Source organism: Chryseobacillus diguaensis (assembly GCF_049220665.1).
Taxonomy (GTDB): Bacteria; Bacillota; Bacilli; order Bacillales; family Bacillaceae; genus Metabacillus_B.
Genome location: NZ_JBMKNV010000007.1, coordinates 1 through 25631, shown reverse-complemented (window position 1 = coordinate 25631; position 25631 = coordinate 1). Strand labels below are relative to the sequence as shown.

The window sequence follows — 25631 nt, the reverse complement described above, 5'->3', positions numbered from 1 at the left end:
ACTTTCAAGAGAGCAAATTGTGTGACGGGATAAAAACCAGTTGCTATAATTTTGTCTGTACTAAAAACTCGGGAGGCGAAAATCTTGAATGCAAAATTGTTTGAACCATATACGATTAAAAATGTAACGATAAAAAACCGGATTGTCATGTCTCCAATGTGCATGTATTCCTGTTATGAGGAAGACGGAAAATTAACAGATTTTCACCGTACGCATTATATCAGCCGTGCAGTCGGCCAAGCAGGACTTATTATGCTTGAAGCTTCAGCTGTTACGCCACAGGGAAGAATTTCCCCTCAGGATCTTGGAATCTGGAGCGATGATCATATAGAAGGCTTGAAATCATTGGTTTCTGAATTAAAATCTTACGGAGCAAAGACAGCCATCCAAATCGCGCATGCAGGAAGAAAAGCTGTGCTTGATGGCGAAATTGTCGCTCCTTCGGCCATTGCTTTTAATGAAAAATCAAAAACTCCGAAAGAATTAACTATTAATGAAATAAAAGAGACAGTCAAAGCATTTCAGGATGCTGCCCGCCGTGCCAAAGAAGCCGGGTTTGACATTATCGAGCTTCACGGAGCACATGGCTATTTAATCCATCAATTTCTGTCTCCGCTGTCAAATCACAGAACTGATGAATATGGAAGATCTAAAGAAAATCGCTACCGTCTGCTGAAAGAAGTGATTGAGGCGGTTAATGAAATTTGGGACGGTCCTCTTTTTGTCAGGGTTTCAGCAAATGATTATCATCCTGAAGGACTTATTCCTGAAGATTATGTTGAATTTGCGAAATGGATGAAAGACCAGGGAGTTGACTTGATTGATGTGAGCTCAGGAGCAGTTGTTCCTGCACGAATCAATGTATATCCTGGCTATCAAGTCCCATTTGCAGATTTGATCCGCAATAAAGCAGGCATCGCTACAGGAGCAGTCGGAATGATTACCCACGGTCTGCAAGCTGAAGAAATTCTGCAAAGCGGACGTGCAGATCTTATTTTTGCCGCTAGAGAATTCCTTAGAGATCCATACTGGCCAAGAACTGCAGCCGTGCAGCTCGGGACAGAAATTGAATCTCCTGTGCAATATGAAAGAGGATGGAAGTAAGTAGAGAAATACCAGCAGCATAAGCTGCTGGTATTTTTTAATGGGTCTTCGGCACTTCAAACTGCTTTAAATCTTCAGCCATAAAACTGTTTTTGAAAATGGCTCTCGCCTCTGACAGCAAAAGCTCTGTATCGGCCGGCTGATACCTTGAACTTATATGAGTCAGGATCAGCATTTTGGCATTTGCTTTGAGGGCTGCGCGGGCAGCCTCAGATGCAGTTGAATGAAAATACTCGTACGCCAGATTCTCGTCTGTCATGCCGAATGTAGCTTCATGGATGAGCAGGTCGGCATTATCTGCTAATCGGGCAATTCCGGGACAAAGTCTCGTATCCCCTGTAACAGCAACCACTCTCCCTTTTTTAGAAGGACCGATGTAATCTTTTCCGTCTACAACCCGGCCATCTTCAAGCATCACTGTTTCCCCGAGTTTTAGCTTTTTATATTGAGGTCCCGGCCCTATTCCCTGCTGTCTCAGCTTATCGACAAGAAGAGGCCCTGGAAGATCCTTTTCTGTAATCCGATAGCCGTAATTCGGCAGTCCATGTTCAAGAAGAAATGCTTCCACAGTAAACTGGCTGTCCTCTAAAATCGTCCCTTCCCTCACCTCAACAATCTCAAGCTCGTAACGCAAATAAGTCTGACTGGCAGAGAGTGAAACAAGAACGAATTCTTTAAGCCCCTTCGGCCCATATAGAGTCAGTTTTTCTTCTCCTCCCTGAAAAGAACGGCTGCCAAGTAAACCAGGAAGTCCATATATATGATCACCATGCATATGGGTTATAAATATTTTTTCAATTTTACGGAGTTTTAAAGAAGTATGGAGAATCTGATGCTGCGTTGCTTCCCCGCAGTCAAATAGCCATGCCGTTCCTCTTTCCTCATATAGGGTAAGCGCCACGGAAGACACATTCCTCATTTTTGCCGGAACTCCGGCTCCCGTCCCAAGAAATAAAACATTCACAATCTTTCACTCCTATTCTTCTAGTGCAAGCATACAGGATGGCATCTGGAAAAGGAAGCTTCCATGCAAAGTTTAGGCAAAAAAGAGCTACATAAACCAAATAGCTGGATCATATATTTGAAAAAGCGGGACAAGGAATCTCCAACCGTTGAATTGAACATTTACCTGGGAGTGATGGCTATTAACGTTACAAAAAGAGCTTCCTTACTAATAAATCTTTGTTTTCTTTGTCTGCTGTTTTTCTCACTTCTCGGATGGGCGGTGAGAACAAAAATGCCTTGGGTTATGCATTTTGACAGGCTGATAAACAACTTCATATACAGCGGGATTTCAAACACTCTTACTCCACTCGCCAAGTTATTGACCCACCTTGCAGACTACCGCTTTTTATTCCTGCTTGCCATCTTTTTTTGCATCCTTTTCTTTTTTTTAAAAAAAGGAATAGCCGGGCTGATTTTTCTGGTATTTTATTCAGGAACACGCGAACTTCGCACATTTACAAAGGATTTAATAGGGCGAACAAGGCCTAGTGAAGGAAATGGATATTCCTTCCCCAGCGGACATATGATGTATGCCACTTTTTTTTACGGTTTTCTCTTTTACATGTTTTTGAGATCGATGAGCCAAGAAACCCGAAAAAAATGGAAAGGCCCGCTCTTGGGCGTTTATTTTATCCTCTTAGCCGGAATCGGATGGAGCCGGATCTATCTGAATGATCATTTTGCAACAGATAATTTAGGAGGAGCAGCTCTGGGGTTTGCCTGTCTCCTTTTTTCTATCTTGCTTCTGGAATTGATAGAAAAAAGAAAAAAGCGTTAAGTACAAAGGCATTTCCCAATTGGGAAACGCCTGTGTTGTTTATTCCTGTTTTTTTAACACTTCCTGCAGGGAAACTTTACCGAGTTTTCTTTTAGAAAGAGACATGGATATCCAGTAAGTTACAAGAATGATGAGCAGGCTTGCAGCAATCATGAACGGATTGACTGATACGGGAAGAGTCAGCCCGGCTGATTCAGCAACAGAAGAGATGATCACATGCAGACTAAAGAAAAACAACCGGTAAATATACATTCAGCATCATTTTGGATATTTTGCGGTCATCATAACCGATCACTTTTAATAATGAAATACTCGTCATACTTTCTTCGATCATCAAGCCTGTAATCAGTCTGATCATGATAAAACCAATGGCGAAGGAAAAAAGACTGATTAGCACGATGGAATACTTCAGAGGGCCAAGGGCTTCTTCAAAAGCTTTTTTAGCCGCATTCTTATCTTCAGCAGATAAAATGCCCTGCTCCTTTGCAGAAGGTTTTTCATTCGTCCACTTGCCGAGATAGGCGGAATCAGGCAACCCCAAATACTTATTCACCTTTTGTTTATCCCAATAAAGAGCACTTCCGATATCAATGTCTGCAATCCCAGCTATCGGCAGGGTTATTTCTTTTTCTGACCAGCTGTTCGTAATGGTCACTTTGTCCCCCATTTTCACTTTAAGAGAGGCTGCAGCTGCTTTCGTTAGAATGGCTCCATTCTGTACTTTTTTATTTAATGCCATTCCTGACTCATCTCTTAGAACCACCATATTATTGTCAGGCACTACTCCATAAAGGGGAACCTCTTTGTTTGCCTCTTTGTTTGTCTCTTTGTTTGCCTTTTTCCCTTCTGATTTAGAAACAGCGGCATTCACCAATGTAAAAGGACTATCACTTGAAGAAGCTTGCTTCACCACGGGAGCCCTGTAATAAACAGCATAGTGATACCGATAGGTTTCTACATAGGTTTTCTTTATCATTGAATCTACAGAGTTCATTGTCAAAAAACCAAACATGACCAGAGCAGAACACAAAGCAATCCCAAAGAAAAGAACAGCTGCTTTCGAAGGGTTGCTCAAAAGCATTTTCAGTCTGAAGCGGGTTATAAAGCTGCCTTTTATGAAGGTTTTTCTTTTTCGTCCGCTTATTGCCTCCTCCAGCTGATAACAGGGTAAGAACAGGCTGCGTGACCGTTTGTCTTATAGCCAAATATCCCGCAATGGAAAGCAAGAGCAGCTGAAGCAAAAATGCGATCAATATTCCTGTAAGGTCAAGACTCATGGGTGACAAGAGCGGCACATTGAAGTAAGACGTATAGTAGGCAGTCATTGGAACAGAAAGCAATAAACCAAACCCTGCGCCAAGGATAGAACCTGAGAGAGATACAAACAACGGGTAAATCATGTAGGCTTTACTGATTTCAGATGGAAAATAGCCCATTGCAAGCAACGTGCCGATCTGTTTTTGCTGATGCTTTAATTTCCGGTTAATAATCAGCATCGTCATCAGCATTACAATTGCTGCAATAAGAAGAGGAAATGTTGTGACGATTGATTCCGAAGACTTTATTTTTGCTTCCACAAAAGAAATTCTCGGATTGTCTTTCCGGTCCATCCATTTCAATATTGGTGCTTCTTTTAAAACAGCTTTTTTCAGCTCCTCTTTATTAAATGGGCTCTTTCTTATTTCTCCCATATAATAAAAACCCGGCTTAGACTGCAGAGATTGGATAGCTGAATCACTTGCAGCCGCTGCTCCGAAAGTCTTGGGATCGCTCGAAAGATCCGCCTCATTTTTTACAGGATAGATATAGTCAGGAAGATAGGCAATTCCCGTGATTTGAAAGACTTTTCCCGAAAGCCTAATCTGATCCCCCGTTTTGTAATGATTGGCTGCTGCAAACCCTTTGAATAATGCCAATTCATCCTTTTTTTCAGGAAGTTTTCCTGTCTCCAGATACGGGATGTTTATGGAATAATTAATCGAAAGAAGACGCAGTGTCCCGCCTTTACCCCAGTCCGCATCAACGAATGTCCTTTCAGATAATGTCACTTGATACTGCTGTGACAGCTTTTTCAGCGTTTCGCTTTTTAATGGAGCTGAGGTATAAAATTGAAAGTCTTCCTGATGGTTTTTCTTTATAAAATCCTGGTTGCTTTTAGCTACGCTCCCGATGGCAGTTTGAAGCATAAGAAAAAGCATGACAGCCAAAGCCATTAGAATAATAGATCCTGAGAGCTGAAAGATGTTTTGCTTTAATGACTTCAAAACACTTTTCCAAACAATCATACCCATTCCACCTGCTCAGCTGTAATAGGAGCAGAATTGAGTTTAATTTCTGCGATTTTGCCGCTTTTCATCTTCACTATTTTATGTCCCATTTCTGCTATTCCCTGGTTATGGGTAATGATTAAAATCGTTGTTTTGTAGTTCCTGTTAATTTCCTGCAGAAGAGAAAGAATTTTTTTGCCTGTATGCTCATCAAGCGCCCCAGTCGGTTCATCACACAGCAGAAGTTTAGGGTTTTTGCTGATGGCTCTTGCAATGGCAACTCTTTGCTGCTCACCTCCGCTTAACTGATGTGGAAGCTTTGTTCTTTTATCTGTCATTTCGACTCCTTCAAGAATTTCTCTTATTGGCAGAGGATTGATGCTGATCTCGCTTCCCACTTCAATATTTTCTTCAACCGTTAATCCAGGTATTAAATTATAGGATTGAAATACAAATCCGGTCATTTTTCTTCTGAATTCCACCAGCTGTTTTCCTCTAATGCCGTGCAGTTTGCTTCCTTCCACCTCAACTTCTCCGGAATCAGCTGTATCAATCCCGCCGATAATGTTCATAAGAGTCGATTTACCAGAACCAGAAGGGCCAAGAATCACAACAATTTCCCCGTCATTAACTTCAAGATCAGCGTCCTTTAAGGCATGCACAGCTACTTCTCCGCTTTGATAACTTTTATTCACTTTTCTTAGGCTGATGCTCATCCTAATGCCCCCATCATTTTAACTTAATTATGAAATGAAATTGGATATTTGTTTCATAATTATCTTACTGCTGGAATGATGTATTGGCAATTTATTTTTGAAATATTTTTTTATTTTTTTTCATTTCTTTCAGAATTTCTGATGTTTGGAAAAATGATAGAATTACTTTATTAGTCATAAAAAGAAAATATAGAAAATCTTTACAAAAACAGAAACGAACTTTCAGCTTGTTTTTGTTCATTTTGTTTATACTAAAGGAAGGTTTAGTATCAAATGTTTGATTTAAGCAGTATTTACCTTTAAAATTTAGAACTTGAACAGGATGTTGTTTGTTTAAGGCTGTTTTAGCAGAGATTGTTGTTTTTCGTACATGCTTTTATCACACATTTAGACTAGCATCGGGACATCTTTTCTTAAAGTTTTTGCCCTGCCAATGGTTTCGAGACCTAAGTATAGGGTCATGAGCAACAAAGTTTAAGAAAAGAACCTTCTTTAAAGAAAATGCTTGAGCTTGCTATACGTTTTTTTCCAAAGTTTGAAAAAAATCAGGTCAATAAAGTGAGGTAGAGCCATTGAATAGTGAACAGCAACCCAAAGCAGTGATTGTAATATTCGGTGCAACAGGCGATTTAGCTAAGAGAAAACTTTTTCCTTCTATCTACCGGCTTTTCAAAAGCAGCAGATTAAGCAAAGAGTTTGCCGTTGTTGGAGTAGGCAGGAGACCATGGACAAATGAGGAGTTCCGCAGCAATGTGACAGCTTCTATTGAAAAAGGAGTCGAAGAGCATCAAGGCCTGGAAGATTTCACATCACATTTTTACTATCAGCCATTTGATATTGAAAAACCTTCCTCTTATGGACAGTTAAATGAAGTTCTAAAAGGTCTTGAAGAATCCTACAGCATACCAGGCAATCGAATGTTTTATCTTGCAATGGCTCCCGAGTTCTTCGCTACTATTGCGATTAATCTGAAAAACGAAGGACTGACTACAACTGAAGGCTGGAGCCGCCTGGTCATTGAAAAACCATTTGGTCATGATTTTCCGAGTGCGAAAAAGCTGAATGAGGAAATCAGAGAAGCTTTTTCCGAAGATCAGATTTACCGGATTGACCATTACCTTGGAAAAGAGATGGTTCAAAATATTGAAGTCATCCGCTTTGCCAATGCCATTTTCGAACCGTTATGGAATAACCGTTATATTTCCAATATCCAGATTACATCAAGCGAAGTGCTTGGAGTAGAAGACAGAGGCCGTTATTACGAAACATCCGGCGCTTTGAGGGATATGGTTCAAAATCACATTCTCCAAATGGTTGCGCTGCTTGCAATGGAACCTCCTGTCAGACTTTCGGATGAAGAAATGAGAAGTGAAAAAGTAAAAGTATTTAAAGCGCTTCGACCTATAAAAGCAGATGAAGTTTCGAAGTATTTTGTCAGAGGGCAATATGGCAGCGGGGAAATTAATAATGAGAATCTTCCCGGTTACAGAGAGGAAAACAATGTGGATCCTGAGTCCAATACTGAAACCTTTGTTGCAGGAAAACTCCTGATTGACAACTTCCGATGGGCTGGTGTGCCGATATACATACGGACAGGAAAGCGCATGAAGGCAAAAACAACAAAGATTGTTGTTCAATTTAAAGACATTCCAATGAATCTTTATTACAACAATCGTGAAAATGTTGAGCCGAACCTGCTAGTGATCCACATTCAGCCTGATGAAGGCATTACGCTGCAGCTAAATGCCAGAAAATCTGGCGATGGCTCATATGGAGAGCCTATTAAGCTTGACTATTGCAACAATTGCGGTGACAAAAACAACACACCTGAAGCTTATGAAAGACTGATCGATGATTGCCTGAATGGCGATGCAACGAACTTTACCCATTGGGACGAGGTTTCCCTGACTTGGACATTTGTAGATGAAATTTCGAAAGCATGGGAAATGAAGCCAGCTTCCTTCCCGAACTACAAATCCGGTTCTATGGGACCTGAAAATTCCGAGAAGCTGCTTTCTGATGACGGCTTCAATTGGTGGCCTGTAACAGACACCTTTGAGTAAAGCCACGAAAAAAAGCTGCCGCAAACAGCTTGCTCAAAACAGACAAAGAATTAAAGGGGAAATGAACTTATGAAAATGTATGATGTATCTGCACCTATCTTTGAAGGAATGGCCGTATATAAAAACAAGCCTGAAAAACAGCCTGAACTGAGTACTGTAACAAACGGTTATGTAACAGAATCACGTATCGGAATGGATTTGCACACTGGGACTCACGTTGACTCCCCTCTTCACATGATCGTTGAAGGGGATACAATGGAATCCATTTCACTTGATGATCTTGTCGGAAAAGCGAAAGTATTCGATCTAACAAAGGTGAAAGATAAAATTCAAAAAGCTGATATCGAGCATTTTGATATCCAAAAAGGAGATTTTGTTTTATTCAAAACAACAAACTCCCTTGAAGAAGAATTTAATTTTGAATTTATCTTTTTAGCAGAAGATGCCGCTATTTATTTAAGTGAAATTGGCATCAGAGGGGTAGGTATTGACGGGCTCGGTATTGAGCGAAGCCAGGAAGGCCATCCAACTCATAAAACGCTTTTCAAACACGAAATCATCATCATTGAAGGACTTCGCCTGAAAGAAGCTTCCGAGGGAGAATATTTTATGGTTGCTGCTCCGTTAAAAATATTAGGCAAAGATGCATCTCCTGCACGTGTTCTTTTATTTGAAGGATTATCTGCTAACTAATTACCTGCTTTGCAGGGAAGACAATCTTGAATAGAACTGTTACAAAAAAATCCTAAAGCTGGCTGAAATAGCTTTAGGATTTTTTTGGATTTATTTGTTTCTTGTGCCTCAGGAAATCAGCCTTTCGTATATCCCAGGGCTACCCCGCCAGCAATAATCAGTATGGAGCTGATCAGAATAAATGCTGCCTGTTTCCTCGTTGACCTTTCCCTGAGCAAGTATAGTCCGCCGGCTGTAGATAAGGCGGTTCCAAGCTGAGCAAATGAAAAGCTCGGTCCAGTGCCAAGCAGAGGAAGAGACAAAATCAGGAAGATATTACCTGCGGATAAAGCTAAGCCAGTCACAATATTTCTAAAAGCAAATTTGGTAAAGGGCTTTCCTTTAAGAGAAAGGAGAGCAGTCCCTGCAGTAAGCCCTAAGCCTTGAGGAAACATTGCAGACCATTGGTCCAGGTCAAAAAAACGGTTCAATGCAAGAAAACCTATAAATCCTAATGCAGAATAGATAAGAGTGAATGTGAATTTAACTGAATGGTCTTTTTTATGTACAGCACGTATCCATAAAGAAATGAGAAGAATGCCGCAGGAGATTAATATGATGGCCATACCGCCTAAAGCAAGACTAAATGGCGAACTCCACTCTTTAAAAAGCAGAACGCTGAAAAAGGTGATGCCGATTAGCTGAAGGCCAGACGTGACCGGAACCGTTTTAGAAACACCCAGCTTCTTAGCTGCTAAAAGCTGATGATACATGCCGACTGCAAGCAATAAACCGGAGACAAATCCAAAAACCCATGTCACATTATTCATTATTGGAACAGCAAACAAATAAGAACCAGCAGAAACGATAAGAAAGCCAATTGATATGCCAAGCATTTGGCTATTAACATTTCCTCCTATTTTCATACTGATTAAAAGAACACTCCCTAGTGCAGCAGCACCAGCCAAAGCCAGAATTATTCCAACCATATTCACCCACTCCATCTATCTGTAAGACTCTTCTTTTTTATTCTCTTTCATACCAGCATCGACTGCCGCATTTCTATTTTCTATTATTGATTCCTTTATTGGCGAGGTTTCAAACCTTATCTTTTGACACAACAGCCTAAGGGAATCTACTTACAGAAAAGCCCATAAAGTACAGTTTTGATTTTGTGTGATTTTCTGAAGTTACTTAAGATCGGGTTAGACTGCTTGCGCTGGACAAATCAACTTATACAACCTTCAAAATACCCCCGCACCAAATCGTACGGGGGAGGTTTCTGCTTATTTGGACATCCAATCAGTGTGGAATATGCCTTCTTTATCAATCCTTTGATAAGTGTGGGCTCCAAAATAGTCTCTCTGTGCCTGTATCAGGTTCGCAGGAAGAGTTTCCGTTCTATAGCTGTCATAATAAGCAAGCGCTGCGGAAAGGGATGGCACCGGGACTCCCCGTTCGATTCCGACTGCAAGCACCCGTCTTAAAGATGATTGGTAAGATTCTGCTATTTCTTTAAAATACGGATCGAGCAATAAGTTTGTAAGTCCTGCTTCGCGGTCATAGGCTTCTTTAATTTTTTGCAGAAAGGCTGCTCTAATTATACAGCCTCCTCTGAAAATCATGGCAATATTTCCGTACTGAAGATCCCATTCGTATTCTTCAGAAGCTGCTTTCATTTGAGCAAAGCCTTGAGCATAGGAGCAAATCTTGCTTAAGTATAATGCCTTCCTTATATCCTCTATCAATTCATCCCGGTTCCCATCGAAAGGTTTTGCTTCAGGACCTGAAAGAATTTTGCTTGCCTTGGTGCGTTCTTCTTTCATAGAAGAAATAAAACGGGAGAATACGGACTCTGTGATGATCGGAAGAGGTACTCCTAGATCGAGCGCATTTCCGCTTGTCCATTTCCCGGTCCCTTTTTGGCCAGCAGTATCAAGAATCATATCAACTAGCGGTTTCCCTGTTTCATCATCTTTTTTCGTAAAAATATCTGCTGTAATCTCAATTAAGTAACTGTCAAGCTCACCCTTATTCCATTCTGAAAACACGTTATGAAGTTCCTCAGCAGAAAGTCCAAGAACATTTTTCAAAAGAAAATAAGCTTCTGAAATCAGCTGCATATCTCCATACTCAATTCCGTTATGAACCATTTTCACATAATGTCCTGCACCGTCAGGTCCGATATAAGTTGTACAAGGCTCTCCGTTAACTTTGGCAGAGATGGCCTCCAAGATCGGCTTTACAAGCTCATGAGCCTCTTTTTGACCGCCAGGCATAATAGAAGGCCCTTTTAATGCACCTTCTTCCCCACCGGATACCCCTGTCCCAATAAAATGAACTCCGCTTTCTGCGAGCTCTTTATTTCGCCTTTGTGTATCTTTAAAGTAGGTGTTACCACCATCAATTAAAATATCTCCCTTATCTAGATGCGGGAGAAGTGATTCAATCGTTTTATCTGTCGCATCTCCTGCTTTTACCATCAAAAGTATTTTACGGGGTGTTTCAAGAGATTGAACAAATTCTTCTATACTGTAAGTGGGGGCAACATTTTTTCCTTTGGACTCTTCCATAAAATTCACTGTTTTTTCTGAAGAACGGTTGTAAACAGATACAGAGTACCCTCTGCTTTCAATATTCAAAGCTAAGTTTTTTCCCATAACTGCCAATCCGATAACGCCGATCTGCTGTTTTGACATTTCAAAACATCCCTTCTCGTCAGTCTCTTCTATTCGCTTTGAAAATACCATACATAAGGCTCTGCATTCAAGGGAAAACGTCTTTTAATCTCTCAAAAAGTCTTTGTTGAAGCTTGTCCCTTTTGAATTCTCATCTCGGGACACTCCTTTTAATCCTTGTCTGATGGCTTCCTTTCCGTATTTTTCATTGATTTTGTCCAACACATTCAGGAGCGGTTCCTTCTTCGCATCCTCTTCAAAGGAAAATAAATCGAGCTGCTTATAAGCACCGTTTTTTTCTACCAGATCAGAGCCTGTAATGCCAAGCAGCCTAACAGGTTCTTCCGTCCAGTTTTGATAAAAGAGCCATTTGGCATGCTCAAAAATATCATCTGCATTTATGATCGGATTCGGAAGCTTTTTTCCTCTTGAAAAGGTGTCCATGTTGCTGTATCTGATCATCACTGTCAGCTTTGCAGCAAGAACTCCCTTCCGCTTCATTCTTCCGCAAACCGATTCCGCTAATTCTCTCAATACTTTATCCAATTCTTTCGGGTCATCTGTATTTCTCGGCATTGTCATGGAATTCCCGACACTTTTAAAATCATGGATAGATTCAGGGTCTACAGGCCTGTCGTCGATCCCGTTTGCCCTTTTTTTCAGCCTCTCTCCATTGATGCCAAGCAGCTGCTTTAGTTCCCCTGTTTCCCTTAAAGCAAGATCGCGGATCGTTTGAATTCCGAGAGCTTTTAATTTTTCCGCTGTCTTTTCTCCTACTCCATGCATTTCATCAACCGGCAGAATCCAAAGCTTCTCACTCAGCTCTCTTTTCCTGAGAACGGTTATTCCAAGAGGTTTTTTCATGTTAGAGGCCATTTTCGCAAGAAACTTGTTCGGAGCAATCCCGATGCTTGATGGAAGAAGCAGTTCGTTCATCAGCCTGTCTTGAAGTCTTTGAGCGATTTCAATCGGATTTTCCCCATTCGTTTCATTAGTTAAATCCATATATCCTTCATCAATGGAAACCGGCTCTACAAGAGGCGTCACTTCCCTTAAAATATCGAACATGGCTTTGGAGGATTTGCGGTAGCGGTCGAAATTCGGTTTTTTAATAATAAGCTGCGGACATAGCTTCTTCGCTTGCCAAAGGGGCATGGTTGTCTTTACTCCAAAAGCTCTCGCTTCATATGAGCACGTCACAATGATGCCTTTCCTTTCTTCCGGATTTCCGGCGATTGCGATAGGCTTTCCTTTAAGCTTCGGGTCAAATGCCATTTCCACCGATGCATAGAAGCTGTTCATATCGATATGAAAGAGTATTCTGCCATGTGATTTCGTTTCATCCTTCGTCATTCATACACCTCTAAAGGATTCATACTTATTCTCTCTATCATATCATTTTTCGGATGTCAGCAATCAATTTGTGCTTGCGGTTTAAATAAAAGAAAAGACTCCGTTTCCGGAGTCTTCTCCATCAGCCTTTCGCTGCTTCTTCTATAACTGCTACTACCATTTCAGCTGTTTTAACCAGTTCTTCAACTGGTATTTTTTCATTTGTTGTATGGATTTCTTCGTATCCTACGGCAAGGTTGACTGTTGGTACGCCATTTCCTGCGATTACGTTCGCATCACTTCCTCCGCCGCTCGTTAAAAGTCTGCTTTCGCGGCCGATTTTTGCTGCTGCGCGTTTTGCTATTTCTACCACATGGTCGCCTTCGCCAAATTTGAAGCCTGGATACATAACTTGAACTTCTACTTCCGCTCTTGCACCCATCTCTTCTGCTGCCGATTCAAACGCATCCTTCATTTTCGCTGCCTGAACCTCCATTTTATGAGGATCCAGAGAACGGGCTTCAGCTAAAATATCCACTCTGTCTGAAACGATATTCGTTTGTGTGCCGCCTTCAAAGCGTCCGATGTTAGCTGTTGTTTCATCATCGATTCTCCCAAGAGGCATGCGGGCAACTGCTTTCGCAGCAACGGTAATAGCTGAAATCCCTTTTTCAGGTGCTACACCTGCGTGGGCCGTTTTGCCATGAATAATGGCTTTAATTTTTGCTTGTGTAGGTGCGGCTACTATGATGTCTCCGACTTTGCCGTCACTATCAAGCGCATAACCGTATTTAGCAGTCATCAGCGATGGATCCAGAGCTTTAGCGCCAAGGAGTCCTGACTCTTCTCCAACTGTAATCACAAATTCGATTTTTCCGTGGGAAATTTTTTCTTCTTTTAAAACACGAATGGCTTCGAGCATCGCAGCAAGACCTGCTTTATCATCAGATCCAAGTATCGTTGTTCCATCTGAAACGATGTAACCGTCTTTAATGGAAGGCTTGATTCCTTTTCCAGGCACAACTGTATCCATATGTGATGTAAAATAAATGGCATCTGCCCCCTCCTTTGTTGCTTCAAGGGTACACACTAGATTGCCTGCTCCATGGCCTGTCACACCTGTTGTGTCATCCTCTGTAACAGTAAGACCCAGGGCAGAAAATTTTTCTTTTAAGACTTTAGAAATTTCCTGTTCATGGCCAGTTTCGGAATCTACTTGAACAAGTTCCATAAATTCTTCTGTAATACGATCTTTATTGATCATTTGATATGCCTCCCATTTGTTTGCACAATATTTGTTTTAGGCTCTTTTCTGAAACTTTGTTGCTCCTCACTCTAATTTGCTTTTACACGGCCCTTGATTTGGCAGGCACTTTAAGAAAAGATGCCGAGACGCTTGTTTTCATTCATCTAAAAAATCAGTACGAATAACAACAATCCTTGCGAAAACAGCCTTTTTTACAGCGGTATATTGCCGTGCTTTTTAGAAGGGCGCTGCTCCTTTTTGCCTGCAAGCATTTCTAAGGATTGAATAAGCTTAATCCTTGTTTCACGGGGGTCAATCACATCATCAACCATCCCTTGACTAGCTGCTACATAAGGATTCGCAAACTTTTCCCGGTATTCTTCTATTTTGGCTGCTCTAGTTACTTCCGGATTTTCACTACCATTTATTTCTCTGGCAAAAATAATGTTGGCAGCTCCCTGCGGTCCCATAACAGCTATTTCCGCATTCGGCCATGCATAAACGAGATCCGCCCCGATTGATTTGCTGTTCAGCGCAACATAAGCTCCGCCATAGGCTTTTCTAAGAATCACCGTAATTTTTGGAACCGTTGCTTCTGAATACGCATACAGAATTTTAGCTCCATGACGGATGATCCCTCCATGCTCTTGCTTAACACCAGGGAAAAATCCGGAAACATCCTCAAATGTAATGAGCGGGATATGAAAGGAATCACAGAATCGGATAAATCGAGCTGCCTTATCCGAGGAATCGATATCAAGTCCGCCAGCCATATATTTTGGCTGGTTGCTGACAATACCGACTGGCTTTCCCTTTATTCTCGCAAAGCCTACAACAATATTCTTGGCAAAAGCCTGCTGAACCTCAAAAAAAGAATTCTCATCGGCAATTTGTTCAATCACTGTTCTGACATCATAGGGCCTGCTGGAATCAAAAGGGATCAGATCCGTTAAATCCGGCCTGTAATCCTCTTCTTCGTGTGTTACCGCTACTGGCGGTTTTTCTTCATTATTCTGCGGCAAATAACTCAAAAGTGTTCTGACCATACTCAGAATTTCCTCTTCGGTCTCAGCTGAAAAGTGAGCATTGCCGCTTATACTATTATGTACTCTTGCTCCGCCTAAATCTTCGGAAGTGATTTTTTCGCCTGTTACTGTCTCAATGACTTTTGGACCTGTAATAAACATCTGGCTTGTTTTTTCAACCATAAAGACAAAGTCTGTGATCGCCGGAGAATAAACAGCTCCGCCAGCACATGGACCCATGATGACGGATATTTGAGGAATCACACCTGAATAGATGGAATTCCTGTAAAAGATGTGCCCGTAACCATCTAATGATACCACACCTTCTTGGATCCTCGCACCTCCGGAGTCATTCAGCCCTATAAACGGCGTTCCGTTTTTTGCTGCTAAATCCATTACCGCTGCAATCTTTTTCGCGTGCATTTCTCCAAGCGCTCCGCCAAACACTGTAAAGTCCTGAGAAAACAAGTAAATCGGCTTTCCGTTTACCTTTCCATAGCCTGTAACAACGCCGTCTCCAGGTCCTTTTTTTCCCTGCAGCCCAAAGTCATTGCAGCGATGCTCCAAAAAGGGATTCAGCTCGACAAAAGAGCCAGAATCGACGAGAAGATCAATTCTTTCTCTTGCAGTAAGCTTTCCTTTCTCATGCTGAACGTTTATTCTCTCATCCCCGCCGCCAAGCTCTACTTCTCTTCTTTTATCATATAGTTCGTTTATTTTCTCATAAATATCAAAACTCATGATGCTCTCCCCCTTTTTGTTTTTCGCATAGCTCTGTTAAGACTCCATGACTTGATTTTGGGTGTAAAAAAGCAATCATGGCGCCTCCCGCTCCAACTCTAGGTTTTTTGTCAATTAGCTCAATTCCCTGCTCCGTTAACTCTTTTATGCTTTCTTCAATATTTGCAACTGAGTAGGCAACATGATGTATTCCTTCTCCGCGTTTTTCAATAAACTTCGAAATAGGGCTGTCTTCATTCTGTGCTTCTAAAAGCTCAATTTTTGTTTCTCCGGATACGATAAAAGCTACTTTTACTTGCTGTGAGTCAACTGTTTCTGTGCCAAGCACCTTCATTCCAAGCGTCTCCTTATAAAATGGAAGCGCCTTCTCTATTGAACGGACAGCTACTCCAATATGATCTACTTTGTTAATCATGACCCATCTCCCCCAGTTGTAAACGAATTCATTTCCTACTTCTACTTTAATTAGTCATAATCCTTTTTTTAAGTGCATGATCCGACAGAGAAACCACCTTGTACAGCCTTTAAATCTCCGTTAAAATAGAATTACCTGTTTAATGGGAGTGAAAAAAATGTCTCGCAAAACACAAAAAATTTTCGTTTATCTTATGCTGATTATTATGATTGGGACAACCGTACTTGCGGGGATTTCAACGTGGTTTTAAAGAATGACGTTACAAAAGAGCGATCCGGTTTATACAGCCGGATCGCTCTTTTGTTTGCCGATATTTTTTTATGTTCTTCCCTATTAGGTGAAAATGCCAGGGTTTGTCCAACGAGCTTTCTATTTGCTCCCCTTACAAAGCTCCTTTTTCCTTCGCAAGCGTTTCAAAAGACTTCTTTGACTTGATAATGAATACTTTTGTCCCGATAGATACCTTCTCATAAAACTCTTCAACCTCTGCATTATGCATTCTAACGCATCCGAGTGTTACATAATGTCCAATAGAGTTCTCGTTATTAGTTCCATGAATACCGTAAATTCTTCCGTCGGTTTCCTTTGCGTCAAAGCCGATCCACCTTGGGCCGAGAGGGTTATGAGGGTCCCCTCCTGGAATATTCTTCTTTCGGTAAAAGGGTTTTTGCGCTTTTACAGTAACAGTAAATTCACCCTCTGGGGTTAAATCCGGTTCTTTTCCAGTCGAAATCCGGTAAAGCTTCTGAATGGACCCGTTATTTATGTAGGCCAGCTGATTTTTCTCTTTATTGATAATAATATAAGGATCTCCGGGAAGCGGGCTGGTTCCTAAAGGCCATATAGGAGATGCTGCAAAAATAAATGCAGCTAATAGCCATTTCAAAGCAATCACCTCTTTTTTGTCTCAGGCTCTTTTCTTAAACTTTGCTGCTTTTTCATCGAATAAATGAATTCCAAACTGGAATACAACTGCGAAGTTAAAGAAAATATGCCACGAAGCCGGTCTAGCAACAAATTGTGCGAAAATAGCCTTTTATTATTTTGACCAAAAAAGAGGTGCTTATTCTTTCTGCTTTAACCCTTTAAATGTGCTTTTTATCACAAGGTATTGCTCCATTTCCTTTACAAAGTGAAACAGTTCTGCACGCGCTTCAAATTCCTCTCTTGTTTCCGGCAGAGGCATCTCTTCGAACTCTCTTTTCATATCATGAAGCTTTCTTAAAAAGCCATGCGCTGTGTTGCCAGGATGAATATGAGTTCTTAGATCCTTTAAAAAATCAGCAATTATTTCACCTTGTTCAACCGTAATAGAAATAGACGTTAAGATCGGCAAAACTCTCTCCAGTATTTCAAACTGTTTTTCTCTCATTTTAAAGTAGTGATAGTAAAGATTTTCATGACGGTTAAAACGGTTTTCGACATCTTGAGAGGAAAGTTTTTTCGCTTCATTTAAGAGGATCGAAGCTTCTGTTATCTCTTTGCCGCCCCAATTGCTATCGCCAACAATAAGGTAGGATTCCATTTCCTGTATGATTTTAGCGAAACGGTCTTCTATTTGAATTTGATATTCCTTCAGCTTTTTATCAACGCTTGGCATATAGAGATTCATGATAAGCGCTACTCCTATGCCTGTTACTATTAAAGCAACTTCATTTAGAACAAGTGCCAGGGTAATATTCTGCGAAGCATAAAGGTGAAGAATAATAACAGAACTTGTTACGACTCCTTCACTGATCCGTGCAAGCACTGTGGTCGGTATAAAGAAAAGAAGCATAACTCCAATGGTCCATGGATGATATCCAAAGAGCTCAAAAAAGACAAATGAAAACAGTATTGCAATAGAACAGGCCAAAAATCTGGCCCATGATGCTTGAAGAGATCTTTTCTTCGTTACTTGTATGCAAAGGATAGTAATGATTCCTGCAGAAGGGAAATTATGCAGATGAAATAGCTGGGCAAGACTGATAGCAAGCCCTGTCCCAAGAGCTGTCTTGATGGTTCTATATCCAATTCTGAATTTTGCCATATGTTTTAGCTCCTGTTTTTTTCACTTGAAAAAAGGTGATCATCGATAGTGATCACCTTTTTCTCTGAATCTATTTTATAACATTTTCTCTAAAAAGTCTTGTGCCCGCTTGTGTTTAGGTGCAGAGAAAAATTCATCCGGAGGTGCATCCTCTACAATCATTCCTTCGTCAATGAAGAGTACCCGGTCAGCCACTCCTTTTGCAAACCCCATTTCATGGGTAACAATCGCCATGGTCATTCCGGTATGAGCAAGACTTTTCATTACATCCAGCACTTCCTTCACCATTTCAGGATCCAACGCAGATGTCGGTTCATCAAAAAGCATAACTTCAGGATCCATTGCAAGCGCCCGGGCAATGGCCACACGCTGCTTTTGGCCGCCTGAAAGCCTGTTTGGATACTCATCCCTTTTCTCAAGAAGGCCGACTTTTTTCAGCAGCTCTTCTCCTTTGGCTTCTGCTTCTTTTTTGCTTAACCCTTTCACACTCATTGGAGCATAAGTGAGATTTTCAAGAACCGTTTTATGAGGGAACAGGTGAAAATGCTGGAAAACCATCCCTAGATTCTGCCTGACTTTTAAAATATTCGTCTTAGGATTTGTAATCTCTTCATCTTTCACCCAAACCATGCCGCTCGTTGGAATTTCAAGGAGATTTAAACAGCGAAGAAAGGTCGATTTTCCTGAGCCTGAAGGGCCGATGACAACCACCACTTCACCCTTCTTAATCGTTGTATTGATGTTCTTCAGCACTTCATGCTTTCCGAAGGATTTGTGAAGATTTTCAGTCTTAATCACTTTTCCTCAGCCTCCTCTCAACAAACTTTCCTAGCATTGTTAAAAGCATAACTAAAATATAATAAACGAGAGCAGCAAAAATGAGCGGTTCAAAATACTTATACGTTTCTGCCCCAACCTGATAGGCACGTCTCATGACATCTTCCAGCCCGATTACGGTAACAATTGCTGATTCCTTCGTTAATGTGATGAGTTCATTCATTAATGATGGGAGAAAATTTTTCAAAGCCTGCGGAAGGATTATATCCTTCATCATTTTGCTGTATGGAATTCCAAGAGCAGTAGCTGCTTCCCTCTGCCCTTTGTCTACCGACATGATTCCCCCTCTTATGACCTCTGACATATAGGCACCGCTGTTGAGAGAAAATGCAACGACAGCCGCCCAGTACTGGTCAATTTGAAAGCCTAGAATTTGCGGCAGTCCAAAGTAGATGACTAATAGCTGCAGCACAAGAGGGGTACCTCTGAATACTGAGGTATACGCATCTGCAAGCCAAATCAGCGGCTTGATGGTCGTAATTTTGAAAAGGGCAAGAATCGTAGCAATAATTAAGGAAAAAAGAGTTGATAGCAAAACAACCTTTAGCGTAAATTGAAGCCCGCCCAATATATAAGGTATGGAAGGAGCTATAGCGGAAAAGTCCAGATTCATTGTTTAATAACACCCCTTTCACTTTGCAGCGGTTTGCAAAATGAGCAAATGATCGGCTAAAGAAAAACGTTCAACCTTCAATCGTTGAACGTTTTCCTTGAGCCTGTGAAATTATTTGCTCCCGCCGAACCATTTTAAAATCAATTTTTTCAATTCCCCGCTGTCTTTCATTTCTTTCAGGGCTTTATTAAATTCCTTTGTATAAGGGCTCCCTTTTTGGAATGCGATCGCTGATCCAGCTTCATTTTTTGTATCATCATTTATGACAAAGCCTTCAATATTTTTATCTGATTCAAAATATCCTTTTGCAACTGTATCTTCAATAATCGCTGCATCAAAACGGCCTGCCTTGATTTCCTGAACTAGATCAGGGATGCGGTTGCGGTTTTCAGTAGTGAATTTTACTTTTTTAAGCAGCTCTTTCGCTTTCCCCTCTTGAATGGAACCTAGCTGAACGCCAACCGTTTTCCCTTTCAAATCTTGTATGGATTTAATATTTGAGCCCTTTTTTGTCACAATCATATGCTGAGCTGTATAGTAAACATCCGTAAAATCAACACTTTTCATTCTGTCCTCAGTTGGTGTCATACCGGCAAGAACAAGATCAATCTTCTTTGACTGAAGGGCTGGAACGAGACTATTAAAATCTAAATCTTGAATCTCAACCTTATAGCCTAATTTTTCTGACAGGGCATGTACCAAATCCACGTCAAAGCCTATAATATCGCTGCCTTTTGCAGTGTCTTTGTACTCAAACGGCTTGTAATCTGCAGAAGTAGCCATTTTCAGCACCTTTTTGTCTCCTGAACCTGATGTTGTTGATGTTCCGCAAGCAGAAAGCATCATCACAAATACCATAGCTACTATTAGTGCAAAACCTTTTTTCATTATCCTTTCCTCCTATAATTTTCTAAAAGTTATAAAAATTCTTAAATTTCTTTTATTATCGCCCAGAAATACTGTATTATCAAGAATTTTTTAAACTTATATTTATACGATAATATGAATTTTAACACATTTTTATATTTATACAATAAGAATTATCAAAATAAATCATGAAAAAACTTCGATAAAAACGCTTTGTGAAGGGGATTAACTTGATGTTACAATTAATAGCAAAGGGATTTTTTTCAATAAAAGATTAATTTTCACTTACTTATATTCATGTTTTATTCATTATTTTTCTGTTATGGAATGAAATTTCCCCTAACCTTTTCCACAGACAAATACCTGTTTTATTTGCTGCTTTATAAAAAGTTTGATCAACTAATACTCATTACTTAGATAAATGAATAAAAAGAAGAGCGTGATTTGAAAATGATTGATCAAAACACGCTCTTACTCTATTCAACTAAAGCTGTAAAAAACGCATGACATTTTTTGTGTCATGCGTTTTTTGATGAGTATATAGTACTTCCGCCAAAATTATTCAATTCAATCATTTTCTCAAGCAAAAAGTAATTTACCGGGTCATTCCGATTGCTGCTATTCACAGCTGCATGCAAAATGATAAGGTTCAACGTTTATCCAGCAATACGGATGCTAATGGTAAATTATTTGCGAAGCAAGACTATCGTTTAACATCTTACATATTTGCGTTTAAACCCAAGTCTCCCTTTATCTACTTCCTTTTGAATCCTTTCGGAAGCGAGCAGGAAACTGCTTTTCTTCTTATCCTTATTGACTTTTACTGGGCCAACTGCCTTTGCAGTCTCGACGGCCTTATCATGGAGCGGCAGATATGAAGTGCCCACGGTGTATATAAAATTATTCATCGCATATTTAGTTCGTTCTGGAGAGTCGTGAATCGTATTTTCGATCATTTCAAGCATATTGGCAATCTTACTTTCGGAAAATTCTTCGTCCGGGCGATTACCCAAAAGCCAGCAGTAGCAGCTCCATCCCGCTGACATTCTTAGCTCTTCACAGCTTGCAATCCATTTATCAGCAACATCTTGTGCTATATCTGTTTCAGCTAAAGTTACTGCAACCACATAATCGGACAGCATATAAAAATATGCCCCATCCATCCAACGCTCAAAGTCGGCCTCAGTCATTGCTTTAGGGTCTGCAATGATGCCTGCAAAGTACATTGCGTCGTAGTTCCCTGTCTCGTAAAGCTGCTCAGCCAGTGTTTGATCTTTTTTTATGATCTTGGCCATTGGCTTCATTGCTCCTGTAGCCACACCAAAAAGCGGCTCGCGTGCACCATTTGATTCATAAATTTTCTTGGTTCGTTCCTTTGAGAGAGATTCAAGCTCCTCCATAACCATTTGTACATTCATCGTTTTACACTTCCTTCTTTTTGGAGAATTCACTCATTCCAGATGTTAGACCATCAAATCCATCCCTATTAGCTTATAACAATTTACATCTGTCAGTAAAATCACTGTCTCAAATTGTGTGGACTGCTGAGTGTAGACAAAAAAAATAAGCCATGATGTAGTGGTGTTTTACCCAAATATCAAAATGCTATCACAGATGGTGCTTTAACTCGTGCACCATAGTCAAGTACATTCATTCACAATCTTAATTTTATTTTACTTTTCCTCATAACTAGAGTTTCCTGTCTACCAAAATCCCAAACTATAGACGGTATTGCGAGAAAGAGCACAATTCATGCTGCAGAATTGCGCCCGATTGCGGAACAAAAAATAACCCTGCCAAGACTTCAACAGCATATTATCAATCTTTATTTTAAATAATCATTATTTGAATTTCAAAGTGACCAATCCGCAAAATATGGATTTATCTTTTATACATATGAACCGACATCCGTTTCTAATCAACCATTACATTTCCTTTATCAATCGTTGGTAACTGATGTTCTATAGAATTGTTCAGCTATACCATCGCTGTTTTATCAGGAAAAACCATTTCTTCGCAAAAATAGGGCGATTGTTAAGTGTAGCTAAAAGGGACGGGCTTTATAACTATGTAATGGACTTTTTTAATAATCCATTAACTAGTGAACTGAGAACTGCCTATAACTATATAAAGCATACATTAAAGGACTCAGATTAAATGAAAGTACAGTGCCTGTTGGTTTAAATGGTTCTACTTAAAAATGATAAATAGAACATCAATTGATTTAAATGAATGGAAGGAAAAACTAGTTAAATTTGATTTTTCCTTTGTCAAATATTTCGATGCTAAATATAAAGAAACCTCATTAAGTTTTGTTTCAATAATTAATTCTGCTTTTAATTTGAATGAATGGGAAAAAATAGAACTAACTAACTAAATCAAATTATTTTTATTGATGAGGTAGGTGAATGCCCTGACCCCACTCTGTATTTACTAAACAGAGTAAGGTAGGAACGTTTCCCAACCCCACTCTGTATCCCATTAAGGTATCTTGATTTTACCAATTTGTGCAGTTATTGCTGTACTTTTACCCGTTAACCCTCGCGTCCATCATCGGACATAGACCGCATGTTGACTGAATCAACTACTTTTTGTAGATCAGGACGAAGATGGAATGCGATATCACTCAGCTCACCCTTCAGGTTATGCTTACCCGCATAGTTGTTAATGACGTCAACAAGGTCAAGACCTGTTGTATCCTTTAACGTATTCTGTAACTGTGTGAACATACCTGTTACTGAACCTGCTAGATTCTGCACTCCCCCACCATTACCTGTGTCAATGATTTTGATGCTGTCCACATTGCCGAGTGGTTTTGCTAACTGCTCCGCTAATGCCGGCAAACTAGCCAAGATCATTTCAAGTCGTGCTGCTTCACCATACTGTTCAAACGCTTTCGCTTTTTCCGTTTGCGCTTTGGCTTCTGAAATACCCTTTTGCTCGATAACGCTCGCTTCTGCTTTACCACGCAGTTCAACCGCTTCTGAGTCCGCTTTCCCTGCTAGACGTACTTTTTCAGCATCCGCTTTTGCTTGCGCTTCAATTTCATATTGTTTTGCTTCTGCTTCCAACTGGCGTTTTTTCTTGTCCGCTTCTGCCTTTTTCTCGACTTCGTAGGCTTCTGCATCTGCTTTGAGGTTAATATTGGCATGGTATTCACGCTGTCTGCGTTCATTTTCTTTTTCTTGCAGTTCGATATCCTTCGTCTTTTCAACGATTTTTACGTTCATTTCCTGCTCTTTTACTTCTTTTTCACGAATGGCTTTTTGCAGGCTGTAAGCCATGTCTGCATCTGCTTTTGCTTTGTCTCTTTCAATTTGGAACTGTGACATTTTAAGTGCGTTATCTTTTTCCGCTTCAGATGTTTGGGACGCTCTTTCCAATTCTGCCCGCTTTGCTTCTTGCTCGTTTTCAGAACGCTTGATACGGCTCAGTTTGTTTGCTTCAGATTCCGCAATTTCCGCTTCTTTTTTCACGTCTGCAATTTGCTTGCGAGATTGTGCTTCAAGGTATTTGTCTACATCCACATAGTCCTTGACGTTGAATGAACGAATTTCAAACCCCAATTTATGAAGATCTGGCTCTGCTACCACTTTTACCTCACGTGAAAAAGCTTCTCGGTCGCTATACGCCTGATCTACTGTCATTTTTCCAAGGATCGCTCGCAGATGTCCTTCCAAGATGGACGTGATTTCCGCACTGATTTCTTCATGCGTTTTACCCATGTAGTTTTCCGATGCTGTCGCAATCATTTCAAGGTCGCTACCGATTTTAACCACTGCATTTGATACCGCCCCTAGACGTACCTTTTGCTGTGTGTAGACCGCTTCTGCTTTGATATGCAGATTGTATGTGGTGAGTGTCATCTTTTTCGCTTGTTGGATGAAAGGTAAAACCAGTGTACCCCCACCACTGACAATCTTGATTTTTCGTCCTTTTCCTATTTCTTGAATATTATCTCCACTACCTAACATACTTCCTGTGACAATAAGCGCCTCATCCGAACCAATTGTTTTATACCTTTTGACAAGAAATGTGATTAATCCTAGTAACAATACCCCTACTGCTGCTATGATATAAATTGTTTGTATCATTTAAAAATCCTCCTGTTTAGTTAGTTCGTTATCAAACATTGGTTTGTACTTCTTTACATAGAAAACATTGTCTTTTACATCGATGACCAGTACTGTTTCCCCTTGGACGATCTCTTCGTTATCCAAACTTCTCGCTGTTCGAGGAACTACCCCTAGTGGGGTCTTTACTGTTACCTCCCCGACCGTATCTTTTGCAATCGTTAACGTTACTCTTCCGATTGTCCCCTCCAAATCTTTGATATGGAAACTAGTGGTGCTCTCCAATCTCGATAATGGTAGGAATACAAAGATGTTTAAAACGGCCGTGACCCCTAACGCAACAAGAACCCCGATTGTGATCATTATGAAGGTTGGTAGGTTCGTGTTTATCGATAGGACATACCCGATCAGAGATGTTAACCCGATTAAACAGAAGGTCGATGTCATGTTGAATAATCCGCTACTGATGTGAAAAAGAATGTCTAATACATTGCCTAATAGAATGTTGGCGAATAATACGACAAGTGTGCCAATAAAAATAGATAAAAACAGTGTTGACAGCCCCATATTTCACTCCTCTTATTTATGCCGTTAACCCTAAACTAATAAGCAACCCCTTAACTACGAAATTAAAGCTCCGCTTCGTGTTTTCTTTGCTACCAACCCCGCTACGACTATATACTGTCGTCATATGAATCTTTTATCTTCCGATACCTTGATATTCTTTGCCCTTCCCACTCCAAAACCCCCTTTTTTGTCGTATCCTAGATTCTACTTAATGAATAGCCTAAAACGTGTTCTGCTAACCCGCTACGATTCTGTCTTGAAAATGATCTAATCCCCACTTAAAACCATTTACTGTGCAACAAGATGGAAATATGTCGTACACTATTACATCTAGTAATAATATCCACAAATAACACCGTCGCTTCTTAATTTTTAGAATATCTTAGTTACATTATAATATATTAGGAGTGGTAGATATTACTTAAAATTGGAAATTTGTTCATTAACAAAATATAAAAGACTGACTATAAAGTCAGTCTCAGTTTGTAGACAAAAGGCATTCGGATGTCTCTATCCGTATGCCTTTTTGTTCATTTTTAAGTAATTTAATGCTTTACAGACCTCTTCCTTGGATACTTTTATGCCATTTTTCCAGATTCCCAA

Annotated in this window: 24 protein-coding genes; 5 read left to right on the top strand and 19 right to left on the bottom strand. The window is 40.3% G+C overall.

Annotated elements, in window-relative coordinates; genetic code table 11:
* Nucleotides 1-84 precede the first annotated feature (84 nt).
* Nucleotides 85-1104: an NADPH dehydrogenase NamA gene (gene namA, locus ACOT8F_RS12320; protein ID WP_421652217.1), complete on the top strand. Its 1020-nt coding sequence runs from the start codon at nt 85-87 to the stop codon at nt 1102-1104.
* Nucleotides 1105-1141: 37 nt separating this feature from the next.
* Here namA and rnz read toward each other — a convergent pair whose 3' ends face one another.
* The gene (gene rnz / locus ACOT8F_RS12315; protein ID WP_421652216.1) at nt 1142-2068 is read right to left on the bottom strand and encodes a ribonuclease Z; all 927 of its coding nucleotides are present in this window, start codon (nt 2066-2068) and stop codon (nt 1142-1144) included.
* Between the two features lie 63 nt (nt 2069-2131).
* Between rnz and ACOT8F_RS12310 the strand changes: the two genes are divergently transcribed.
* Nucleotides 2132-2887, top strand: a complete 756-nt coding sequence (locus tag ACOT8F_RS12310) for a phosphatase PAP2 family protein (protein WP_421652215.1) — start codon at nt 2132-2134, stop codon at nt 2885-2887.
* A 39-nt stretch (nt 2888-2926) separates the two neighbouring features.
* Here ACOT8F_RS12310 and ACOT8F_RS12305 read toward each other — a convergent pair whose 3' ends face one another.
* The 4 genes from ACOT8F_RS12305 to ACOT8F_RS12290 are packed head-to-tail and all read right to left on the bottom strand — an operon-like array spanning nt 2927 to nt 5876.
* Nucleotides 2927-3139 (bottom strand): hypothetical protein, encoded by a 213-nt coding sequence (locus tag ACOT8F_RS12305; protein ID WP_421652214.1) that lies wholly within the window; start codon nt 3137-3139, stop codon nt 2927-2929.
* On the bottom strand, nt 3111-3797 hold the full coding sequence (locus ACOT8F_RS12300; RefSeq protein WP_421652213.1) for an FtsX-like permease family protein: 687 nt from the start codon (nt 3795-3797) through the stop codon (nt 3111-3113). The genes ACOT8F_RS12305 and ACOT8F_RS12300 overlap by 29 nt, the downstream gene beginning before the upstream one ends.
* Nucleotides 3775-5172, bottom strand: coding sequence for an ABC transporter permease (locus ACOT8F_RS12295; RefSeq protein ID WP_421652212.1), 1398 nt, complete (start codon nt 5170-5172; stop codon nt 3775-3777). Before ACOT8F_RS12295 ends, ACOT8F_RS12300 begins: the two co-directional genes overlap by 23 nt.
* Nucleotides 5169-5876 carry an ABC transporter ATP-binding protein gene (locus tag ACOT8F_RS12290; protein WP_421652406.1) on the bottom strand — a complete coding sequence of 236 codons (708 nt, stop codon included), beginning with the start codon at nt 5874-5876 and terminating at the stop codon, nt 5169-5171. Before ACOT8F_RS12290 ends, ACOT8F_RS12295 begins: the two co-directional genes overlap by 4 nt.
* A 566-nt stretch (nt 5877-6442) precedes the next feature.
* On the opposite strand from ACOT8F_RS12290, the gene zwf reads away from it, so the two are divergent.
* Together zwf and ACOT8F_RS12280 are read left to right on the top strand one after the other, a co-directional pair.
* Nucleotides 6443-7933, top strand: coding sequence for a glucose-6-phosphate dehydrogenase (gene zwf, locus ACOT8F_RS12285; protein ID WP_421652211.1), 1491 nt, complete (start codon nt 6443-6445; stop codon nt 7931-7933).
* A gap of 69 nt (nt 7934-8002) precedes the next feature.
* Nucleotides 8003-8626 carry a cyclase family protein gene (locus ACOT8F_RS12280; protein WP_421652210.1) on the top strand — a complete coding sequence of 208 codons (624 nt, stop codon included), beginning with the start codon at nt 8003-8005 and terminating at the stop codon, nt 8624-8626.
* A 116-nt stretch (nt 8627-8742) separates the two neighbouring features.
* Here ACOT8F_RS12280 and ACOT8F_RS12275 read toward each other — a convergent pair whose 3' ends face one another.
* From ACOT8F_RS12275 to mce, 6 genes are all read right to left on the bottom strand, one after another.
* The gene (locus tag ACOT8F_RS12275; RefSeq protein WP_421652209.1) at nt 8743-9594 is read right to left on the bottom strand and encodes a GRP family sugar transporter; all 852 of its coding nucleotides are present in this window, start codon (nt 9592-9594) and stop codon (nt 8743-8745) included.
* A 297-nt stretch (nt 9595-9891) separates the two neighbouring features.
* Nucleotides 9892-11304, bottom strand: coding sequence for an NADP-dependent phosphogluconate dehydrogenase (gndA, locus tag ACOT8F_RS12270; protein WP_421652208.1), 1413 nt, complete (start codon nt 11302-11304; stop codon nt 9892-9894).
* An 84-nt stretch (nt 11305-11388) separates the two neighbouring features.
* Nucleotides 11389-12636, bottom strand: coding sequence for a DNA polymerase IV (locus ACOT8F_RS12265; RefSeq protein ID WP_421652207.1), 1248 nt, complete (start codon nt 12634-12636; stop codon nt 11389-11391).
* A 121-nt stretch (nt 12637-12757) separates the two neighbouring features.
* Nucleotides 12758-13879, bottom strand: a complete 1122-nt coding sequence (locus ACOT8F_RS12260; RefSeq protein WP_421652206.1) for a M20/M25/M40 family metallo-hydrolase — start codon at nt 13877-13879, stop codon at nt 12758-12760.
* Between the two features lie 194 nt (nt 13880-14073).
* Entirely contained in the window at nt 14074-15627 is a 1554-nt protein-coding gene (locus ACOT8F_RS12255; protein ID WP_421652205.1) for an acyl-CoA carboxylase subunit beta, read from the bottom strand.
* Nucleotides 15617-16042, bottom strand: coding sequence for a methylmalonyl-CoA epimerase (mce, locus tag ACOT8F_RS12250; RefSeq protein WP_421652204.1), 426 nt, complete (start codon nt 16040-16042; stop codon nt 15617-15619). Before mce ends, ACOT8F_RS12255 begins: the two co-directional genes overlap by 11 nt.
* 157 nt (nt 16043-16199) lie before the next feature.
* Between mce and prli42 the strand changes: the two genes are divergently transcribed.
* On the top strand, nt 16200-16292 hold the full coding sequence (gene prli42 / locus ACOT8F_RS12245) for a stressosome-associated protein Prli42 (protein ID WP_421652203.1): 93 nt from the start codon (nt 16200-16202) through the stop codon (nt 16290-16292).
* A 132-nt stretch (nt 16293-16424) separates the two neighbouring features.
* On the opposite strand, the gene ACOT8F_RS12240 is transcribed toward prli42, so the two are convergent.
* The 8 genes from ACOT8F_RS12240 to ACOT8F_RS12205 form a co-directional block, all read right to left on the bottom strand.
* Entirely contained in the window at nt 16425-16928 is a 504-nt protein-coding gene (locus ACOT8F_RS12240) for a L,D-transpeptidase (RefSeq protein ID WP_421652202.1), read from the bottom strand.
* Between the two features lie 177 nt (nt 16929-17105).
* Nucleotides 17106-18071, bottom strand: a complete 966-nt coding sequence (locus ACOT8F_RS12235; RefSeq protein ID WP_421652201.1) for an aromatic acid exporter family protein — start codon at nt 18069-18071, stop codon at nt 17106-17108.
* 75 nt (nt 18072-18146) lie between these two features.
* Nucleotides 18147-18869, bottom strand: coding sequence for an amino acid ABC transporter ATP-binding protein (locus ACOT8F_RS12230; protein ID WP_421652200.1), 723 nt, complete (start codon nt 18867-18869; stop codon nt 18147-18149).
* Complete coding sequence (locus tag ACOT8F_RS12225; RefSeq protein ID WP_421652198.1) at nt 18862-19521, bottom strand: amino acid ABC transporter permease; 660 nt, start codon at nt 19519-19521, stop codon at nt 18862-18864. Before ACOT8F_RS12225 ends, ACOT8F_RS12230 begins: the two co-directional genes overlap by 8 nt.
* A gap of 111 nt (nt 19522-19632) precedes the next feature.
* A complete protein-coding gene (locus tag ACOT8F_RS12220; protein WP_421652197.1) occupies nt 19633-20409 on the bottom strand; it encodes a transporter substrate-binding domain-containing protein in 777 nt (258 codons plus the stop codon).
* A 689-nt stretch (nt 20410-21098) separates the two neighbouring features.
* On the bottom strand, nt 21099-21806 hold the full coding sequence (locus ACOT8F_RS12215; RefSeq protein WP_421652196.1) for a DNA alkylation repair protein: 708 nt from the start codon (nt 21804-21806) through the stop codon (nt 21099-21101).
* 1116 nt (nt 21807-22922) lie between these two features.
* Nucleotides 22923-24482 (bottom strand): flotillin family protein, encoded by a 1560-nt coding sequence (locus ACOT8F_RS12210; RefSeq protein ID WP_421652195.1) that lies wholly within the window; start codon nt 24480-24482, stop codon nt 22923-22925.
* A complete protein-coding gene (locus ACOT8F_RS12205; RefSeq protein ID WP_421652194.1) occupies nt 24483-25028 on the bottom strand; it encodes an NfeD family membrane protein in 546 nt (181 codons plus the stop codon).
* Between the last annotated feature and the right edge of the window lie 603 nt (nt 25029-25631).

Bases quoted from the DNA above. Each gene is read 5' to 3' on its own strand.
- ACOT8F_RS12260 (WP_421652206.1), bottom strand. From the start codon at position 13,879: ATGATCAATAAAGATCGTATTACAGAAGAATTTATGGAACTTGTTCAA.
- ACOT8F_RS12210 (WP_421652195.1), bottom strand. From the start codon at position 24,482: ATGATACAAACAATTTATATCATAGCAGCAGTAGGGGTATTGTTACTA.
- ACOT8F_RS12205 (WP_421652194.1), bottom strand. From the start codon at position 25,028: ATGGGGCTGTCAACACTGTTTTTATCTATTTTTATTGGCACACTTGTC.
- ACOT8F_RS12295 (WP_421652212.1), bottom strand. From the start codon at position 5,172: ATGATTGTTTGGAAAAGTGTTTTGAAGTCATTAAAGCAAAACATCTTT.
- ACOT8F_RS12225 (WP_421652198.1), bottom strand. From the start codon at position 19,521: ATGAATCTGGACTTTTCCGCTATAGCTCCTTCCATACCTTATATATTG.
- ACOT8F_RS12235 (WP_421652201.1), bottom strand. From the start codon at position 18,071: ATGGCAAAATTCAGAATTGGATATAGAACCATCAAGACAGCTCTTGGG.
- ACOT8F_RS12220 (WP_421652197.1), bottom strand. From the start codon at position 20,409: ATGAAAAAAGGTTTTGCACTAATAGTAGCTATGGTATTTGTGATGATG.
- prli42 (WP_421652203.1), top strand. From the start codon at position 16,200: ATGTCTCGCAAAACACAAAAAATTTTCGTTTATCTTATGCTGATTATT.
- ACOT8F_RS12280 (WP_421652210.1), top strand. From the start codon at position 8,003: ATGAAAATGTATGATGTATCTGCACCTATCTTTGAAGGAATGGCCGTA.
- ACOT8F_RS12215 (WP_421652196.1), bottom strand. From the start codon at position 21,806: ATGAATGTACAAATGGTTATGGAGGAGCTTGAATCTCTCTCAAAGGAA.
- gndA (WP_421652208.1), bottom strand. From the start codon at position 11,304: ATGTCAAAACAGCAGATCGGCGTTATCGGATTGGCAGTTATGGGAAAA.
- ACOT8F_RS12255 (WP_421652205.1), bottom strand. From the start codon at position 15,627: ATGAGTTTTGATATTTATGAGAAAATAAACGAACTATATGATAAAAGA.
- ACOT8F_RS12265 (WP_421652207.1), bottom strand. From the start codon at position 12,636: ATGACGAAGGATGAAACGAAATCACATGGCAGAATACTCTTTCATATC.
- ACOT8F_RS12310 (WP_421652215.1), top strand. From the start codon at position 2,132: ATGCAAAGTTTAGGCAAAAAAGAGCTACATAAACCAAATAGCTGGATC.
- ACOT8F_RS12305 (WP_421652214.1), bottom strand. From the start codon at position 3,139: ATGTATATTTACCGGTTGTTTTTCTTTAGTCTGCATGTGATCATCTCT.
- ACOT8F_RS12275 (WP_421652209.1), bottom strand. From the start codon at position 9,594: ATGGTTGGAATAATTCTGGCTTTGGCTGGTGCTGCTGCACTAGGGAGT.
- mce (WP_421652204.1), bottom strand. From the start codon at position 16,042: ATGATTAACAAAGTAGATCATATTGGAGTAGCTGTCCGTTCAATAGAG.